At 67.6% G+C, this 16,261-nt stretch carries 17 protein-coding genes and 1 pseudogene; 10 read left to right on the plus strand and 8 right to left on the minus strand.

Annotated features, from left to right (window positions below):
* Positions 1-104: 104 nt before the first annotated feature.
* Positions 105-539 carry an SRPBCC family protein gene (locus tag QFZ60_RS04475; protein ID WP_307088555.1) on the minus strand — a complete coding sequence of 145 codons (435 nt, stop codon included), beginning with the start codon at positions 537-539 and terminating at the stop codon, positions 105-107.
* Between the two features lie 67 nt (positions 540-606).
* On the opposite strand from QFZ60_RS04475, the gene QFZ60_RS04480 reads away from it, so the two are divergent.
* From QFZ60_RS04480 to QFZ60_RS04505, 6 genes are all read left to right on the plus strand, one after another.
* On the plus strand, positions 607-1,773 hold the full coding sequence (locus QFZ60_RS04480) for an RtcB family protein (protein ID WP_307088557.1): 1,167 nt from the start codon (positions 607-609) through the stop codon (positions 1,771-1,773).
* Positions 1,774-1,903: 130 nt separating this feature from the next.
* The gene (locus QFZ60_RS04485; protein WP_307093197.1) at positions 1,904-3,034 is read left to right on the plus strand and encodes an ABC transporter substrate-binding protein; all 1,131 of its coding nucleotides are present in this window, start codon (positions 1,904-1,906) and stop codon (positions 3,032-3,034) included.
* 26 nt (positions 3,035-3,060) lie between these two features.
* Entirely contained in the window at positions 3,061-3,786 is a 726-nt protein-coding gene (locus QFZ60_RS04490; protein WP_307088560.1) for an ABC transporter ATP-binding protein, read from the plus strand.
* Positions 3,776-4,816, plus strand: coding sequence for an ABC transporter permease (locus tag QFZ60_RS04495; RefSeq protein ID WP_307088562.1), 1,041 nt, complete (start codon positions 3,776-3,778; stop codon positions 4,814-4,816). The genes QFZ60_RS04490 and QFZ60_RS04495 overlap by 11 nt, the downstream gene beginning before the upstream one ends.
* Positions 4,817-5,017: 201 nt before the next feature.
* A complete protein-coding gene (locus QFZ60_RS04500) occupies positions 5,018-5,146 on the plus strand; it encodes a hypothetical protein (RefSeq protein WP_307088564.1) in 129 nt (42 codons plus the stop codon).
* Positions 5,143-5,475, plus strand: a complete 333-nt coding sequence (locus QFZ60_RS04505) for an SRPBCC family protein (RefSeq protein ID WP_307088566.1) — start codon at positions 5,143-5,145, stop codon at positions 5,473-5,475. Before QFZ60_RS04500 ends, QFZ60_RS04505 begins: the two co-directional genes overlap by 4 nt.
* A gap of 9 nt (positions 5,476-5,484) precedes the next feature.
* Here QFZ60_RS04505 and QFZ60_RS04510 read toward each other — a convergent pair whose 3' ends face one another.
* Positions 5,485-5,982 (minus strand): cupin domain-containing protein, encoded by a 498-nt coding sequence (locus QFZ60_RS04510; protein WP_307088568.1) that lies wholly within the window; start codon positions 5,980-5,982, stop codon positions 5,485-5,487.
* 74 nt (positions 5,983-6,056) lie between these two features.
* Here QFZ60_RS04510 and QFZ60_RS04515 point away from each other — a divergent pair, with 74 nt between their 5' ends.
* The 3 genes and pseudogenes from QFZ60_RS04515 (at position 6,057) to QFZ60_RS04525 (ending at position 9,590) form a co-directional block, all read left to right on the plus strand.
* The gene (locus QFZ60_RS04515) at positions 6,057-6,665 is read left to right on the plus strand and encodes a TetR/AcrR family transcriptional regulator (protein ID WP_307088570.1); all 609 of its coding nucleotides are present in this window, start codon (positions 6,057-6,059) and stop codon (positions 6,663-6,665) included.
* Positions 6,666-6,761: 96 nt separating this feature from the next.
* A pseudogene (cobA, locus tag QFZ60_RS04520) lies at positions 6,762-8,025 on the plus strand (uroporphyrinogen-III C-methyltransferase).
* A gap of 98 nt (positions 8,026-8,123) precedes the next feature.
* Positions 8,124-9,590, plus strand: a complete 1,467-nt coding sequence (locus QFZ60_RS04525; protein ID WP_142032237.1) for an FAD-dependent oxidoreductase — start codon at positions 8,124-8,126, stop codon at positions 9,588-9,590.
* An 83-nt stretch (positions 9,591-9,673) separates the two neighbouring features.
* Here QFZ60_RS04525 and QFZ60_RS04530 read toward each other — a convergent pair whose 3' ends face one another.
* From QFZ60_RS04530 to QFZ60_RS04540, 3 genes are read right to left on the minus strand one after another with little or no spacing between them, the layout of a single operon-like run.
* The gene (locus tag QFZ60_RS04530; protein ID WP_307088573.1) at positions 9,674-10,948 is read right to left on the minus strand and encodes an SRPBCC family protein; all 1,275 of its coding nucleotides are present in this window, start codon (positions 10,946-10,948) and stop codon (positions 9,674-9,676) included.
* Between the two features lie 28 nt (positions 10,949-10,976).
* The gene (locus tag QFZ60_RS04535; protein ID WP_142117335.1) at positions 10,977-11,804 is read right to left on the minus strand and encodes a DUF1206 domain-containing protein; all 828 of its coding nucleotides are present in this window, start codon (positions 11,802-11,804) and stop codon (positions 10,977-10,979) included.
* Between the two features lie 3 nt (positions 11,805-11,807).
* On the minus strand, positions 11,808-12,098 hold the full coding sequence (locus QFZ60_RS04540; RefSeq protein WP_307088575.1) for a hypothetical protein: 291 nt from the start codon (positions 12,096-12,098) through the stop codon (positions 11,808-11,810).
* A gap of 160 nt (positions 12,099-12,258) precedes the next feature.
* On the opposite strand from QFZ60_RS04540, the gene QFZ60_RS04545 reads away from it, so the two are divergent.
* The gene (locus tag QFZ60_RS04545; protein ID WP_307088577.1) at positions 12,259-12,798 is read left to right on the plus strand and encodes a hypothetical protein; all 540 of its coding nucleotides are present in this window, start codon (positions 12,259-12,261) and stop codon (positions 12,796-12,798) included.
* 77 nt (positions 12,799-12,875) lie between these two features.
* On the opposite strand, the gene QFZ60_RS04550 is transcribed toward QFZ60_RS04545, so the two are convergent.
* The 3 genes from QFZ60_RS04550 to QFZ60_RS04560 all read right to left on the minus strand — a co-directional run bounded on the left by QFZ60_RS04550 (position 12,876) and on the right by QFZ60_RS04560 (position 16,225).
* Entirely contained in the window at positions 12,876-14,078 is a 1,203-nt protein-coding gene (locus QFZ60_RS04550) for an AI-2E family transporter (protein WP_307088579.1), read from the minus strand.
* A gap of 148 nt (positions 14,079-14,226) precedes the next feature.
* A complete protein-coding gene (locus QFZ60_RS04555; RefSeq protein ID WP_307088581.1) occupies positions 14,227-14,907 on the minus strand; it encodes a FadR/GntR family transcriptional regulator in 681 nt (226 codons plus the stop codon).
* Positions 14,908-14,911: 4 nt separating this feature from the next.
* Positions 14,912-16,225 (minus strand): CynX/NimT family MFS transporter, encoded by a 1,314-nt coding sequence (locus tag QFZ60_RS04560; protein ID WP_307088583.1) that lies wholly within the window; start codon positions 16,223-16,225, stop codon positions 14,912-14,914.
* Between the last annotated feature and the right edge of the window lie 36 nt (positions 16,226-16,261).

Raw genomic sequence — 16,261 nt, forward strand, 5'->3', positions numbered from 1 at the left:
CAGGGTTTAGACTCTGATTTCGCCCGGATCGCCGGAAAAGTGCGAAGTCGCCGTATCGCTACGGCTACCCACGCACGGTTCCGGCGATTTCGTGGTTCCGGGGCTTACCGGCCCTCCAGGATCGCCTTGAGCCGCTGCAGATCCTTCCGGTTCTCGCGGCGCATCATCGGTGCCATGACCAGCCCCGCCAGCCGCGAGAAACCTGACGGGCTGCCGCTGTTGCCGAGGACCATCCGGGTCCCGCCGCCGTCGTCCGTCCACGTGTAGGTGGTCTGCATGGGGAAGGAGCCCTGGGCGGTGCGCATCACCAGCTTTTCGCCGGGCACATACTCCACGAACTCATAGGTGTAGTTCAGCTCCCGGCCCAGGAACCTGGCAGTGAAGGCGGCCCTTGAGCCCACACCAAGGGGACCATCGGTGAGCCGCTGCGATCTGTGGATGTTGACGTACCACCTGGGCGCGTTGTCCGGGTTGGCCGCGTAGTCCGCCACCTGGGCGCGCGGCCGGTTGATGACAACTTCGGTCTGGACGTTCACCACGGGAGCTCTCCTCTGTAGAGTGCGGGGATACCTACGTTAGTCCTCGGCAAGCTGCGGGAGGCGAAGCATGGAGACCATCAGCCCCAAGCTCCTGAACTGGGCGTCCATTCTGGATGACAAGACCCGCGAGCAGGCCGTGATGACGGCGCGCTTGCCGTTCATCTACCCGCATCTGGCGCTGATGCCGGACGCCCACCTGGGCAAGGGCGCCACCGTGGGCTCGGTTATTCCCACGCTGCGGGCCATCATTCCGGCGGCGGTTGGCGTGGACATCGGCTGCGGCATGATCGCGGTCCTCACCCAGTACTCGGTGAAGGATCTGCCCAGGGACCGGAAGCGCCTCCGCGAGGACATTGAGCGGGTCATCCCGTTGTCGGCGGGGCACAACAACCGGCAGGTCCAGCCCACCGCGGAGCCGCGGATCGCCGAGCTGAAACAGCGCGCAGCGAAGGCCGGCTTCAACCCGGCCCAGTACGTTGCCAAATGGGAGCTGCAGCTGGGGTCCCTGGGCTCGGGGAACCACTTCATCGAGATCTCCGCAGATGAGGACGACGGCGTGTGGCTCTTCCTGCATTCGGGCTCGCGGGGCATCGGCAACAGGATCGCCCAGCACCATATCGGCGTCGCCCAGCACGTCAGCCGGAAAAACCAGGTCTACCTTCCCGATCCGGACCTCGCGTACCTGGACGAGGGCACCCCGCAGTTCGAGCGGTACATCGCCGAACTGCGCTGGGCCCAGCACTTCGCCCTGCTGAACCGGGAGGAGATGATGGACCGTGTGGCCGCCCAGTTCAGCCGCTGGGTGGGCGGGCCTGTCCGGGAACGCGAGCGGATCAACTGCCATCACAACTTCACGGAACAGGAGACGCACTACGGCAAAACGGTGTGGGTGTCACGCAAGGGGGCCATCAAAGCCGGCCCCGGCGATCCCGGGCTGATCCCCGGGTCCATGGGAACGGCGTCGTATGTGGTGGAGGGCCGGGGCAACCCTGCCTCGCTGAACTCCTCACCGCATGGCGCGGGGCGGGAGTACTCCCGGAACGCCGCCCGGAAGACGTTCACCCTGGAGGAACTGAAACGCGCCATGCGGGGAATCGAGTTCCGCGCCTCGGAGGCCTTCATTGACGAAATCCCGGCCGCCTACAAGTCGATCGACCAGGTCATGCAGGATGCCGCGGACCTGGTGACGGTGCGGCACAAACTGCGGCAGCTGGTCAACGTCAAAGGCAACTGAATCTGCCAAACAGGGCAGCCGCGCGGCGAAATATGACGCTGGATGAACGTGCGTGACCCCCCGTTTCCGCTTCATTGAACGGGTTTGGGCCACTCCCTATGGTGAAACAATGACTAGTTCCAAGCCCGGGATGACCCGCATCGTGGCAGGCGAAAGCGCGGCCCCTACGCGCAGGCGCGCCGTCGAGGCCGCCCTGGCCATCGGACTGGTCCTGCTGATCGCCCTCGGGGCCATCGTGGCCTCGAACATTTCCCGCAACACCGAAGCCCAGGCCGCCGAGCCCACTCCCGCCGCGGAACTGAAGTTGGGTTACTTCGGGAATATCACCCATGCCCCGGCACTGGTGGGCATCAAAAAGGGCTTCCTTGCAGATGCCCTGGGCAGCACCAGGCTCAGCACCGAAACCTTCAACGCCGGCCCGGCCGCCATCGAAGCCCTGAACGCCGGGGCCATCGACGCCGCCTACATCGGCCCCAACCCGGCCATCAACTCCTTCGCCAAGAGCCAGGGGCAGTCCGTGCGCGTGATTGCGGGAGCTGCGGCCGGCGGTGCGCAGCTGGTGGTCAAGCCGGGAATTAACTCGGTTTCAGACCTGAAGGGGAAGACTCTCGCGTCGCCGCAGCTGGGCGGCACCCAGGATGTGGCCCTCCGCTCCTGGCTCACCTCACAGGGCTACAAGACAAACGTGGACGGCAGCGGGGACGTCGCCATCAATCCCACGGAGAACGCCCAGACGCTGAAGCTGTTCCAGGACGGAAAGCTCGACGGCGCGTGGTTGCCTGAGCCGTGGGCGTCACGCCTGGTGCTCCAGGCCGGCGCCAAGATGCTGGTGGACGAAAAGGACCTCTGGGATGGAACCGGCACCGGCAAGCCCGGCGAGTTCCCCACCACCATCCTGATCGTGAACCAGAAGTTTGCCGCCGACCACCCGGACACCGTCAAGGCCCTCATCAAGGGCAACGCGGAGTCGGTGGCCTGGCTCAATTCGGCGCCGGGGGACCAGAAGGCGGACCTCATCAACTCCGCCCTGCAGGAAGCCGCCGGGGCAGCGCTGCCGGGCGACGTCCTCAGCCGGTCCCTGGCGAACATCACGTTCACCCTCGACCCCCTGGCCGGCGGCTACCCCAAGCTCCTCCAGGATGGCGTCGACGCGGGCACCACCAAGAAGGCCGACATCAACGGACTCTTCGACCTCCGCGCCCTCAACCAGGTCACCGGCGGTACCCACAAGATTTCTGCGGCCGGCCTCGGCCAGGACTGACCCACCCACTACCTAAGGACGGCACCATGCCAGTCGTACTGGAACACCTGGGCAAGCGCTTCGGCGACGGCGCCCCGGTACTGGACGACGTCAACGCCAACATCAGGCAGGGCGAGTTCGTTGCCCTCCTCGGTGCCTCCGGCTGCGGCAAATCCACCCTCCTGAACATCATCGCGGGACTTGAGGCGCCGACGTCGGGCGCCCTGGAAGTCCCCAGCGACGGCGCCGCCTTCATGTTCCAGGACGCGGCCCTCTTCCCGTGGCTGACCGCCCGGGAGAACATCGAACTCGCGCTGAAGCTGCGCGGGGTGGGCAAGACCGAACGCCGTGCCAAGGCGCAGGAACTCCTGGAACTGGTCCACCTGGGGTCCGCCGGGGACAAACGGCCGCATGAGCTCTCCGGCGGCATGCGCCAGCGCGTCTCCCTGGCCCGTTCGCTGGCCCAGGACCGGCAGCTGCTGCTCATGGACGAACCGTTTGCGGCGCTGGACGCCATCACCCGCGACCTGCTGCACGATGAGCTGGAGCGCATCTGGAAGGAAACCGGGCGCACCATCGTCTTCGTGACCCACAACGTCCGCGAGGCCGTCCGGCTGGGCCAGCGCGTCCTGCTGCTGTCCTCCCGCCCCGGCCGCGTGGTCCAGGAATGGGCCGTCACCGAGGAACACCGAACCGACGCCGGGCTCGCCGGCCAGCTGACCGGGGTCATCACCGCCCGGCTGCGGGAGGAGATTCGCCGCCATGCCAAATAAGTCCCTGTCCGAGCCCGCGCCGGATGCCGCCCCCGCCCCTTCGCGGGACGGCTTTCGTCCTTCGGACGAAGCGTCCCGCTCCGACAGGCCCGATGCCACTCCCTGGACGGCATCCGGCGCTACGCCTTCGTCCTCCCGGCACATCCATGCCGCTCTGACCCGGACGTCCACCGGGCACGAAGACCTCCGGGAGCTTGAATCCGGTCTCGACTCGCTGCAGTCCGACGCCGACCGCAAACACCGCATCGAGTGGAGCCGGATCCTCCTGCCCGTGGCAGCACTGGTGGTCCTGGTGCTCGTGTGGCAGTTCTATGTGTCCCTGGGCGTCAAACGGCGCGACCTCGTGCCCGGGCCGCTGGACGTGGTGACCCAGATGGGCGTGCTGTGGAGTGACGGCAAGCTCCAGGAATCGGTGTGGACATCACTGCAGCGAGGCCTGGTGGGCTTCCTGATTTCGGTGGCCATCGCCACGCCGGTAGGCCTGCTGCTGGCCCAGGTGGCACCGCTGCGGCGCGCGTTCGGGCCCCTGATCTCTGGCCTGCAGGTCCTGCCCTCCGTGGCCTGGGTCCCGGCTGCGATCATCTGGTTCGGCCTGACCGACGCCACCGTGTACTTCGTGGTGTTCATGGGCGCCATCCCGTCCATCATCAACGGGCTCATCTCCGGGGTAGACCAGATCCCGCCGCAGTACCGGCGCGTGGGCACGGTGCTTGGCGCCTCCCGGCTGCAGATGGCCCTGCAGGTGATCCTTCCCGCCGCATTGCCGGGGTACCTCAGCGGCCTTAAACAGGGCTGGGCCTTCTCCTGGCGCTCCCTCATGGCGGCGGAAATCATCGCGGTGGGAGGCACCATCGGGTTCGGCCTGGGCTCCCTGCTGGACCAGGGCCGGGACCTGTCGGACATGACCGTCGTAATGGCAGCCATCCTCCTGATCCTCGGCGTCGGCATCCTGATCGAGCTGTTGGTCTTCGGCCCCATCGAGAAGCGGCTCCTGCGCCGCCGCGGCCTCCTGGCCGGCAGCACCCGCTGACCCAGCCGGCACCCCAAGGCACCCAAGAGGCCCGACGGCGAGTCCCGCCGTCGGGCTCTGCTTCCCTGCCGTCTGCGCCGAACCAAAGCGGGGCACTTTGGCACGGACACGCCCGGGGTTTCCGGCCAGTTCGACGCCGGGACGCGCCAAAGTGCCCCACGACCGCGTCAGCTGCGGGGCAGACAGTGGCAGACTGGCGCCATGACCGCCAGCTTTGTGTGCCGCACCGAGTCTCAGCTGCCGGTGGAGCGGCTCTTCGACCTGGCACGCAGCATCGACGTCCACGTGGAATCCCAACGGACGTCGGGGGAGCGGGCGTGGGAGGCGTGACGAGCGGGCTCATCGGGGAAGGCCAGGAGGTGACGTGGCGGGCCAGGCACTTCGGGATCCCGCTGACCATGACCAGCCGGATCACCCGCCTGGATTTCCCCCGCAGCTTCACCGACGAGCAGGTGAAGGGCCCCTTCAAGGCCTTCCGGCACGTCCACGAATCCGAGCCCACAGCCGTTGGGAGCATCATGGTGGACCGGGTGGAGTTCACCGCCTCGCTGGGTGTGCTGGGCCGCGCCGTCGAACGGCTGTTCCTGGCGAGGTACCTGGAGCGCCTCATCGCACGGCGCGGTGGTTTCCTCGCCGGCGCAGATCGCCGGATCAGCTAGCCTCCACGGCTAAGCGAAGGGCGGCGGCCCAATGATCTCGATCCCGCCGTGGGCCTCGCCGGATGCCCTGATCCGGCCGAAGTCCACGATGCCCGAACCGTTGGGGTCATCAGAACCGGACAGTGGTTCGCTGGCGCCGTCGTAGAAGGACTGGGCACTGCCGGGTGTCTGCAGGCAAAGGATCCGGGTGCCCTCCTGCAAAACCTTGAAGGCGTGGGGAAGTCCGCGTGGCGCCATGGCCAGGCCGCCGGCGGCGATCCGGTGCTCCGTGCCGTCCAGGTTCATCAGGATCTCGCCGGACAAAACGTAGAGGGTTTCGTCGGAGTCGGGGTGGGTGTGGAGCGGGGTGACCTTGTTCAAGGCCATCTCATCCTCGAAGAGCAGGAACGCGCCGGCCGTCTCCTCCTCCCTGGCCTTCCAGGTGTGCACTCCGCCGCCGTAGAACCAGCGTCGTGGTCCTTCGCCGGGCTGGCGGACCAGGGCTGATGACGCATTTTTCGTTTCCATGCTGCTCGCCTCGATGCGTTGGGAAACTTTATGGGACAAACGTCCCATAACAAGACTGATGTACCATAAAGAGCGTGTCAAGACCCTATGCGGACAGCGGGCGGAGCAGCCAGAAGCGCCGCACCATGGATGCGCTCGTGGCGGCTGCCAGAACCCTTGTTGCCGCCGGTAGGACGCCCACAGTGGACGAGGCCGCGCAGGCAGCCGGGGTTGCCCGGAGTACTGCCTACCGCTATTTCCCTGGCCAGCGGGAACTGCTCGCCGCGGCTCACCCGGAGACTGCGCGGACCTCGATGCTGCCGGACACTCCGCCCAAGGACGCGGCCGGGCGGCTCGATGCGGTGGTGGTGGAGTTCACGCGCATGATCCTGGAAACCGAGGCGCAGCAGCGGACCATGCTGCGCTTGTCGCTTGAGTCCACAGACGGCCCGGACCGGAGCCTGCCGCTGCGCCAGGGACGCGCCATTGTCTGGCTGACCGAAGCGCTGATGCCGCTGCGGGGGGAACTGACCGATGAGCAGATCCACAAACTGGTGCTGGCCATCCGCAGTGCCATCGGCATTGAAGCACTGGTCTGGCTCACGGACGTGGGCGGGTTGGGCCGGGAAGAGGCCATCGAGTCGATGCGGTGGACCGCCCACGCTTTGCTGGCCAAGGCGCAGGCGGAGGGCCTGTGGGGTTGAGCGACCGCAGAACCCTTTGTGACGCAGCGTTACCTTACGTGAACTGGTGTTGCTCGGCCTTTGTAGCCCATTGTGACGCGGCCCTACCGTTGATTCATGGCAATTCAGGATATTTACCCCACGGCGCTGCGGCTGCTCGGCCGCCCGGTGCTGGTGGTGGGCGGCGGCCCCGTTGCTGCCCGCCGTGCCAAGGGGCTGCTCGACGCCGGTGCCGTGGTCACCGTCGTGGCTCCGGTTGCCTCGCCCGCGCTCCAGGAGATGGCCGACGCCGGCCTGCTCACCTGGGCAGCGCGCCCCTACGTTTCCAGCGATGTCGACGGCGTCTGGTTCGTCCAGACCGCCACCGGCGATTCCGCCGTGGACCAGCAGGTATCGGCCGACGCCGAGGCGCAGCGGGTTTGGTGCGTGAACGCCTCCAACCATGAAGCTTCTGCCGCCTGGACCCCCGCGGTAGCAGAGGTGGACGACGTCAAGATCGCCATCAACGCCGGGGGAGACCCCCGCCGCGCCATGGCCGTCCGGGACGCAGTGGCCACTGCCCTCGAAACCGGGCGACCTTCCACTGCGCCGGCGCCGCGCCCACGCGGGCAGCGTCGCGTTGGTTGGCGGCGGTCCCGGCGACACCGGCCTCATTACCGTCCGTGGCCGCAGGCTCCTGGGCCAGGCCGACGTCGTCGTGGCGGACCGCCTGGGCCCGCGCGAACTCCTGAATGAACTCGCCCCGGATGTTCGGATCATCGAAGTGGGCAAGACCCCCGGCCACCACCCCGTCCCGCAGGCAGAGATCAACCGGATCCTCGTCGAGGAAGCCCTGAAAGGCCACCGCGTGGTCCGGCTCAAGGGCGGCGACCCGTACGTGCTGGGCCGCGGCGGCGAGGAAGCCGAATACTGCCGCCAGCACGGCGTAGAGGTTGAAGTGGTTTCCGGTGTCACCTCCGCGATCTCCGTTCCGGCAGCGGCCGGCATTCCCGTCACCCACCGCGGCCTGGCCAAGGGCTTCAGCGTGGTCACCGGGCACGAGGAACTCTCCGAGGTTCCCGCCCGCCCGGACCACACGATCGTCCTGCTCATGGGAGTGGGCCAGCTGCGTGAATCCGCGTCCGCGCTGGGCGAAGCCGGCCTGCCGCAGGACACCCCTGTTGGTATCGTGGAAAACGGCTATTTGCCGGACCAGCGCGTCACGATTGGCACGCTCGGTTCCATCGCCGACCAGGCCCAGGCGGCCGGCGTCGCAAATCCTGCCGTGATAGTCATTGGTGACGTGGTGCGCGTGAGCCCCTTCGCGCCGTCGCACTTCAAAACCGCTGACTACAGCACCACCACCCCGAACAGCCCCCGCAAGACCGTCCTCACCACCTAGCCCCCACCCAACTAGGTAGCAGCAGATGTCGTTATGAGCCCTCAAAACGACATCAGCTGCTACCTAGTTGGGACGGACCGAAGAAAAGGAACACAGCCGTGTCATCCAGCACTCCCGTAGGAACAGCTGCTCGTCCGCTGCGCGTCGCCGTCGTGGGCTCCGGCCCGGCCGGCGTCTACGCCGCGGACATCCTCACCAAGAGCGAAGCCGTCAAGAGCGGTGAGCTGACCGTCAGCATCGACCTCTTTGACCGCTACCCGGCACCCTACGGCCTGATCCGCTACGGCGTGGCTCCGGACCACCCCCGCATCAAGGGCATCGTGAACGCGCTGCACAAGGTGCTGGACCGCGGCGACATCCGCTTCTTCGGCAACGTGGACTACGGCACGGACCTCACCATCGAGGACCTCCGCACGCACTACGACGCCGTCATCTTCGCCACCGGCGCCATCAAGGACGCGGACCTGAACATCCCCGGCATCGAGCTGGAGGGCTCGTTCGGCGGCGCCGACTTCGTCTCCTGGTACGACGGCCACCCCGACGTCCCGCGCGAATGGCCGCTGGAGGCCAAGGAGATCGCCGTGATCGGCAACGGCAACGTGGCCCTGGACGTGGCCCGCGTGCTGTCCAAGCATGCCGACGACCTCCTCACCACCGAGATCCCGGATAACGTCTACGCCGGCCTGAAGGCCTCGCCCGTCACCGACGTGCACGTCTTTGGCCGCCGCGGCCCCGCCCAGGTGAAATTCACCCCGCTGGAGCTGCGCGAGCTGTCCCACTCCAAGGACGTGGACATCATCCTGTACCCGGAGGACTTCGAGTTCGACGAGGAATCGGACCGCCAGATCCAGACGAACAACCAGACCAAGACCATGGTGGGCACGCTCACCAACTGGATCGCCGAGCAGCCCGAGGACCTCTCCGAGCTCAAGGCCTCCCGCCGCCTGCACCTGCACTTCCTGCACAGCCCGGTGGAGATCTATGACGACGCCGAGACCCCGGGCAAGGTCGCCGGCATCAAGTTCGAGCGCACCGAGCTGGACGGCACCGGCAACGCCCGCGGCACCGGCGAGTACGTGGACTACCCTGTCCAGGCCGTCTACCGCGCCATCGGCTACTTTGGTTCCGCCCTCCCGGACGTGGAGTTCGACCACAAGAAGGGCGTCGTCGTGAACGACGGCGGCCGCGTCCTGGACGTCGACGGCCAGCACGTGCCGGGCATCTACGCCACGGGCTGGATCAAGCGCGGACCGGTCGGCCTCATCGGCCACACCAAGGGCGACGCCCTGGAAACCGTGACCTACCTGCTGGAAGACCGCGAAAACCTCCCCGTCGCTTCGGCACCCGAGGAGGACGCCGTCGTCGAGCTCCTCGACGCCCGGGGCGTGAAGTTCACCAGCTGGGAAGGCTGGCTGGCCCTGGACGCGCACGAACTTGCGCTCGGCGCAGCAGCCACCGAGGCGGGCGGCTCGCACGGCGTCGAGGTCAAGCGTGAGCGCGTCAAGGTGGTGCCGCGCGAGGACATGGTGGACATCTCCCGCGACGGTGTGGCCGCGCAGGTCTAACCGGCGCCTGGAGACAAAGCAGGAACCGCGGGGCCATTTGGTCCCGCGGTTCCTGCTTTAAGTTCTTAACCCGGCCCCGCTATTTAGGGCTTCTGTTTGCCGGCGCCGCCAACGGCCATCAGCTCCAGGCGCCGCAGGGTCTCCCGGTTCCGTGCCGAGATCAGCGGATCCCGCAGGAACTTCGGCATAAGCTTCCCGGGGCCCCGGATGGCGTCCTCGGCAATGGTCACCAGGCATTGGTCGCCGCGGTCCTCCAGCGTGATCTCCACCTTCGCCTCGCCCATCGGCCAGCCGCGCGCCACGAGTTCCAGCGAGCGGCCCGGCTCGACGGCGGTAACGCGCGTGCTGTCGTCGATCACCAGCGGCCAGGCGCCCACCGAGTGGTGCAGCCGGGCGTCCTGTTGCGGCCATTCGGCGTCCACGTCCCTGATCCGGGACGCGCCCACCACCCAGCCGGAATAGAGCCAGCCGTCGGCGATGACCCGCCAGACGTCGGCCGCGGGGGAGGTGAACAGCTGCGAGACGGTGGACATGGAGTTCCTTCCGGTTCCGGGGGTGGTTTCCTTGCGTGCGGCTGCTGCGGGTCCGGGTTCCTTAGGACGTACGACGGCGGGAGGTGCCGGCCGCCGCGCGGCCCGGTAGGACGGCTTCCGGAGACGCCGGGCCCAGCCGTAGGTCCGGGCCCCTGGCGGCTGGTTCCCCAGGGGGTCGAAACGCAGCGGGATGTCCCCTGGATCAGTGCCGGCATGCAGCCGCAGTTCCCCGCATTCCCGCCACGGCCCGCCCGGTTTGGCCCAGTACAAGCCCAGTTCCCATTCCCCCGATGCAAGTGAACCCGGGGGAAGGTTCCGCGTGCGCAGACCCAGCAGCACCGGGCCCCGCCGGCCGCGGTACGGCATGAGCGTGGTCAGGGTGGCTCCGGCGACATCCAGCCGCGGCATCAGCAGGAACCGGCCGGGCAGTTTCCAGCCGGTGGAGGCGAACAGGACATCGGCGGGGTTGGCACCAGCGGCTGCGCCGGGACCGGCAGTTGGGGCGGCACCAAGGGCAGCATCAGGGACAGCATCGCCGGACGGCGAAATCCGGAGGGCCAGGCCCAGGATGTCCGGCAGCGCCTGTGGCAGCCCAACGGACCGCGAAAAACGGGCCACCACCTGGTCCGTGCCGGGGGAATCGAGCCAGTCGATCCCACTGGGTTCAGCCGGGCTGCCGGTCCTGGTGAGCTCACCGGCCAGGCCCAGGCCCCGGGGATGGATAGGCCGTTCAGGGCGTGCCAGTTTCAGGAGCCGGAAGAGGGCAGCGAAAGCCTGACCGGCACTCCCGGTGATGGCCGAAACGACGCGCAGCTGCTGGGTCATGCTTCCTTCCTACCCCGGAAAGGCGGCTCTACATGCGACCGAACCGCGAGCGGACAAGTGCGAAAATCCCGTAGGCGATGAATCCCGCTCCAATGGCCACCAGCAGGGCGGGCCCGAACGGGTGGTCCTGCAGGGCCTTGAGGCTGCCGTCCAGGCCGGTGGACTCGTCCGGGTTGTGCTTGGCGGCAGCAATGACGAAGAGCAGGCCGGTGAGTACCAGGGCCACTCCCTTGGCGATGTGGCCGGTAACGCCCAGGCTGTCGATGAGCCTGCCGCGCCGGGTCCCGTCGAAGTGGAACAGCTCCTCCTTGAAGCCGCGGCGGAATCCTTTGACCATGAAGTAGATGCCAATGCCCAGGACGGTCAGTCCCAAGGCTACGAGGACCCACGGCCCCAGCGGGTGGGCCATCAGGCTGGCGCTGAAATCCCGGGTGTTCTCGCCGGAGTCGCTGCGCTGGCCCAGGGCGAAGCCTGCGAAGGTGAGGCCCACGCTGCCGTAGGCGATGGCCAGGAACCCCGAGGAGACCAGCTTGGCCAGCCGTTCCTTACGAGGGAGGCTCCGGGCGCGCAGTGTTGCCTCGCTGGCCTGCCACAGGGCAAGGCCGAGACACGCTGCCACGCAGGCCCACATGAGAAATGGTCCCCACGTGTTGTCGGCGAGCTGGGCGATCGCACCGGTGGGTTCGGCGTCGCCCGGATGGCCGAAGGCGATGGCAATGGCAATGGCGCCGATGATCACGTGGAGCAGTGCCATGACGGCAAACCCGGTGCGGGCCAGGACGTCCAGGGCCTTGTGGTTGGACGCCTCTTCGACAGCGTCCGCTGCCTGGCTGAGGGTGGAATCGCCGTCGGACATGGTTCAGCCGTTCATGGGCCCTTCGGCCCGAAGCTTCTCTGCGCCCGGTCCCTCGACGTGCACGGTGCACCGGACCACCAGTTGGCCGGGGGCGTTGTCCAGCTCCACCAGGGAATCATCCGCGCTGAGGACGGTGAACACCTCGGAACCGGTCACAGCTTCCACGCCTTTGGCCTCCGCGGTTTCCCGCGCATTCCTGAGCGCCTCGCGCTGCAGGCCGTCCACGTAGCCGCTGTCACTTTCACGGGCGGGGTCCCCGAAGGCCCAGCCGAACAATGTTCCTGTGTTTCCCATGGCGACGATATTACGCGTTTGCCCCAGCCCGGGGGCGGGCTTTCGTAATATTAGTAAGTGTGCTTACCATGGGCGCACCATACCCCGATGGGACACGGCAAGTGAAGTCCGCGGCACAGCGGCAAACCGGAACCAGTTCACAACGTTAGGAATGCACATCATGGCAGGAAATCTCATTGCCCGTTCAGTTCACGACCTGACGGCAGCAGCATGGTTTGGCGGATCCCTGATGGGCGCCATCGGGCTTAACGGCGCAGCAGCCCAAGCCAAGGACCCCGCCGAGCGCACCCGGCTTTCCAGCGCCGGCTGGATGAAGTGGGCACCCTTCCAGACTGCGGCCTTCGCTTCCCACCTGGTGGCCGACCTCGCCATTGCATGGGAGAACAAGGGCCGCATCGCCAAGCAGGAGGGCGTGGCCCGGGACACCGTCATCAAGACGGCCGTCACCGTGGTGGGCGCCGCGGTGACCCTGTACTCGGGCATCCTGGGCAAGAAGGTGGAGAAGCTCTCCGGTGAGGGCGCCGAGGGCGCAACGGAGCCGCACGGCGCAGCCTCGGACGAGCTGAAGACGGCCCAGCAGCAGCTCAAGCTCCTGCAGTGGGCCGTCCCCGGCTTCGCAGCGCTGGTGATCATCCTGGGCGCCAAGCACGGCGAGATGCAGCGTCCCAAGAACGTCTTTGCGGGCCTGCGCGGCGAGTAGCAGCCAGTAAAGAGCGGACGACGGCGGCCCGGTACGTAAGTGCCGGGCCGCTGCTTTGCCTGCTGCGGGGGTCCTTGCTACACCGGCTGCGTATTGGGCGGCGGCAGGTCCGGGTTCATGTCTTTCAGGTTCGGGTCTTCCGCCGTCCACACCTGGATGATCGCCCAGGCCACAGCCGCCAGCGGGACGGACAGGACCGCACCCACGATCCCGGCCAGGATGGTGCCGGCAGTCAGGGCCATGAGGATCACCAGGGCGTGGAGCTGGAGGGATTTGCCCATGACGATCGGCTGCAGGAGGTCGCCCTCCAGCTGGTTCACCGCGACGACGACGCCCACCACGATGAGGGCCACCACCGGGCCGTTCGCCACGAGCGCCACCAGGGCTGCAAGGATGCCGGCGATGGTTGCGCCCACGAGCGGGATGAAGGCGGTGATGAAAACGATGATGGCCAGTGGAATGGCCAGTGGCACCTGCATGATCAGCAGGGCCGCGCCGATGGCCACGGTATCCACCAGGGCAACAATGGAGGTGCCCCGGACGTAGCCGCCCAGTACCTCAAGCGTGCGGCGGCCCGAGCGGCGCAGCTTGGCTTCACGCTGGCCGGAGAAGGGGCGGAGGAAGAAGTCCCAGATCTTGGCGCCGTCCTTGAGGAAGAAGAACAGGATGACCACCATGAGGCTGGCCCCGGCAATGAACTCGGTCACCACGGACAGTCCGGTGACCGCGCCGGAGCGGACCTGGCTGCTGGTGGCGAACTGCACCACCGCCTCCCGTGCCTGGTTGAGCTGCTCCTGCTCGATGGGGACGGGCCCCGTCAGCAGGAACTGCTCCAGCTCGTCGAGGCCGGAGGAGGCCTGCGCCGCCAGTTCGCCCCACTGGTTCCGCACCGAGAAGTAGATGACAGTAGACACGCCGGCCAGAATCACCAGCAGCGCCACGAAGGCCATGCCGGTGGCCAGGCCGCCCGGTATGCCGCGGCGGCGAAGCATGTTCACGAACGGGCCGATCGCTGCGGCCAGGATCAGGGCGATCAGGGCGGGGATCACCAGGAGCTTGATCTGCATCAGTGCGAAGACGGAGACGGCGACCACCAGCACCACCAGCAGGATCTGGGCCGCGCGGGTGCCCGCCCTGCCCAGCCCGTCGGACCACAGTGCTTTCGGCGGCCGGGACTCCTGCGATTTGCTGATGTGGCCGAGGCGCTGCCCCTGGCGGGGCACCTCCAGGGGGGACCCGTTGTCCAATTCCTGATCATTGAGGCGTGTTGATCGCGCCATGGGGACTCCTCATCGTCCGGAGGGTGCCCTGCACGGCGGAATGCAGTGCGGGGCAGAACATCCTTCGTCAGATGGTAAGCCTACTGATGATTCCGGTCGGGTAGAAACCCCGGGCCACAAAGTTCACCGGCCAGCCCGCGGTTGAACGCTACTCCGCCAGCCACTCCGCGCAGGAGTTCAGGTTCCGGTTCACCGTGGCCACGGCAGCGTCTTCGTCCCGCCGTTCGATCGCATCCAGGAGCGTCTCGTGGCCGTCCCGCGGCAGCCCGTTGAAGCCGGGCCGGCGCTGCTGCTTGAGGAGATCCTGGTGGAACACTGTTCCGAAGCTGGCGTAGAGCTCGTGCAGCAGCGGATTGCAGGACGCCCTCGCGATGCCTTCGTGGAAATGCCAGTCGGCGTCCGCCCATGCCTCGAAGTCGCCCCTGCTCCAGGCTTGGTCCCTGCTGGTGAGGAGGGCACGCAGGGCGGTGACGTCGTCGTCCGTTGCATTCCGCGCGGCCAGCCGGGCAGCCTGCGTATCCAGGCCCAGCCGCACCTCCAGGATGTGCTGCTCGGTATGGTCCCGGTACATCCGCTGGGCGGCACCGGACATCTCGCTGATGGCACGCACGTAGGTGCCGTCCCCGCGCCGGACCTCCAGCATCCCGCCGTGGGCCAGGGCCTTGACTGCTTCCCGGAGGGTTCCACGGGAGACGCCAAGCCGGGCCATGAGCTCGGGCTCCGAAGGGATGCGCTGGTTCAGGGGCCACTCGCCGGTGTGGACCATGTCCCGCAGCTTGGCCGTGACTTCTGCGGCGAGCGGCGGGCGGACTGACGGGCTCAGTGACACGGGGCTACTTCCTTCCATCGGCAGTGCGGGCCGGAACAGCGCCGGGAGCGGCGCCTGCGGATTTCCCGGACATGGCGCGGCCGGTAATCAGGTGGGACACCACGATCTGCACCAGCGCCAGTGCCAGCAACAGCGCCAGCGGCAGGAACCAGCCGCCGGTGGCGCTGTGCAGCAGTCCCATGCCGAACGGGCCCGCCGTGGCCAGCAGGTACCCCGAGGACTGGGCCAGCGTGGACAGTGCAGTGGTTTCGGAGGTGCTGGTGCCGCTGCGGCTGATCATGACCATCACCAGCGGGAAGATGCCCAGGCCAAAGCCCAGCAGGACGGCGGGGACGGCCGCCAGGCCCACGGGCAGGAACAGGAGCGCCAGGATGCCCACGGCCATGGTGATGCTCACCAGGTAGAACGCCGGGCGCAGCATCCCCGGGCGGGAACCGATGGCGATCAGCACCATGCCGGCCGGAACGGAGACCAGTTGCATGAGCCCGAACATAAGCCCGCTGTCCGAGGCGCTCAGGCCCATGGTGGTGAGCATATATGGGAACCAGCTCAGCAGGGCATAGGCGAGGAGGGCCTGCAGGGTGAAGATCGCGGTGAGGAGTTGGCCTTTGCGGGTCCGCAGCAGGGGCCAGGGGGAGACGTGGCCGGCGGTGCTCCGGACCGTGTTGCGGTGGGCGTGCAATGCCACCGGCAGGAAGCCCAGGAAGGCTGCCACCGCGGCGATGCCGATGGCGCCCACCGCGGCCGAAGGAGATCCGAGGGCCTGGGCCAGCGGCACAACTGCGACGGAGGTCAGGGTGCCGCCGGTGGTCATGGTCACCGTGTAGACGGCGGTCATCAGCGAGGTGCGCGAGGCAAAGTGTTCCCGGATGAAGGACGGCATGGCCACGTTGCAGATTGCCAGGCCGGACATGCCCACCACGCTGCCGGCCACGAGCATGCCGGTGGCGGGGATCCCGCGCAGCAGCAGGCCGCCGGCCAGCAGGGCCAGGGACAGCAGGATCGCCTTCTCCACCCCCACCCTGCCGGTGAGCCAGGAGGTGGCGGCGCCCGCCAACGCGAAGCAGAGCGTGGGGATGGACGGAATGATGGCCGCTACCAGCGCCCCGTAACCAAGCACCGCCTGGAGGTCGTGCAGCAGGGCGGACGCCCCGGTAATGCCCGCCCGAAGATTGAGCCCGATCAGCACCAGGCCGATCACCCCGAACACGACGGCGGAGCGCGGCTTGCCAGCGGCCGTGACGGTTGCCGGAGCGCTTCGGGTGGCCGCGGGTGCCTGGGTGGCCAAGGATGGGGAGGAGGGGGGAGTGGCGGGCATACCTTCCAGCCTAAAGGTTAGACGTTTGATGTTTGC

The organism is Arthrobacter sp. B2I5 (genome assembly GCF_030816735.1).
GTDB lineage: Bacteria > Actinomycetota > Actinomycetes > Actinomycetales > Micrococcaceae > Arthrobacter.

Excerpts from the sequence above, each read along its gene's own strand:
- QFZ60_RS04480 (WP_307088557.1), top strand. The coding sequence starts at position 607 with ATGGAGACCATCAGCCCCAAGCTCCTGAACTGGGCGTCCATTCTGGAT.
- QFZ60_RS04535 (WP_142117335.1), bottom strand. The coding sequence starts at position 11,804 with ATGTCCGACGGCGATTCCACCCTCAGCCAGGCAGCGGACGCTGTCGAA.
- QFZ60_RS04510 (WP_307088568.1), bottom strand. The coding sequence starts at position 5,982 with ATGGAAACGAAAAATGCGTCATCAGCCCTGGTCCGCCAGCCCGGCGAA.
- QFZ60_RS04490 (WP_307088560.1), top strand. The coding sequence starts at position 3,061 with ATGCCAGTCGTACTGGAACACCTGGGCAAGCGCTTCGGCGACGGCGCC.
- QFZ60_RS04540 (WP_307088575.1), bottom strand. The coding sequence starts at position 12,098 with ATGGGAAACACAGGAACATTGTTCGGCTGGGCCTTCGGGGACCCCGCC.
- QFZ60_RS04560 (WP_307088583.1), bottom strand. The coding sequence starts at position 16,225 with ATGCCCGCCACTCCCCCCTCCTCCCCATCCTTGGCCACCCAGGCACCC.
- QFZ60_RS04495 (WP_307088562.1), top strand. The coding sequence starts at position 3,776 with ATGCCAAATAAGTCCCTGTCCGAGCCCGCGCCGGATGCCGCCCCCGCC.
- QFZ60_RS04530 (WP_307088573.1), bottom strand. The coding sequence starts at position 10,948 with ATGACCCAGCAGCTGCGCGTCGTTTCGGCCATCACCGGGAGTGCCGGT.
- QFZ60_RS04550 (WP_307088579.1), bottom strand. The coding sequence starts at position 14,078 with ATGGCGCGATCAACACGCCTCAATGATCAGGAATTGGACAACGGGTCC.
- QFZ60_RS04485 (WP_307093197.1), top strand. The coding sequence starts at position 1,904 with ATGACCCGCATCGTGGCAGGCGAAAGCGCGGCCCCTACGCGCAGGCGC.
- QFZ60_RS04500 (WP_307088564.1), top strand. The coding sequence starts at position 5,018 with ATGACCGCCAGCTTTGTGTGCCGCACCGAGTCTCAGCTGCCGGTGGAG.
- QFZ60_RS04545 (WP_307088577.1), top strand. The coding sequence starts at position 12,259 with ATGGCAGGAAATCTCATTGCCCGTTCAGTTCACGACCTGACGGCAGCA.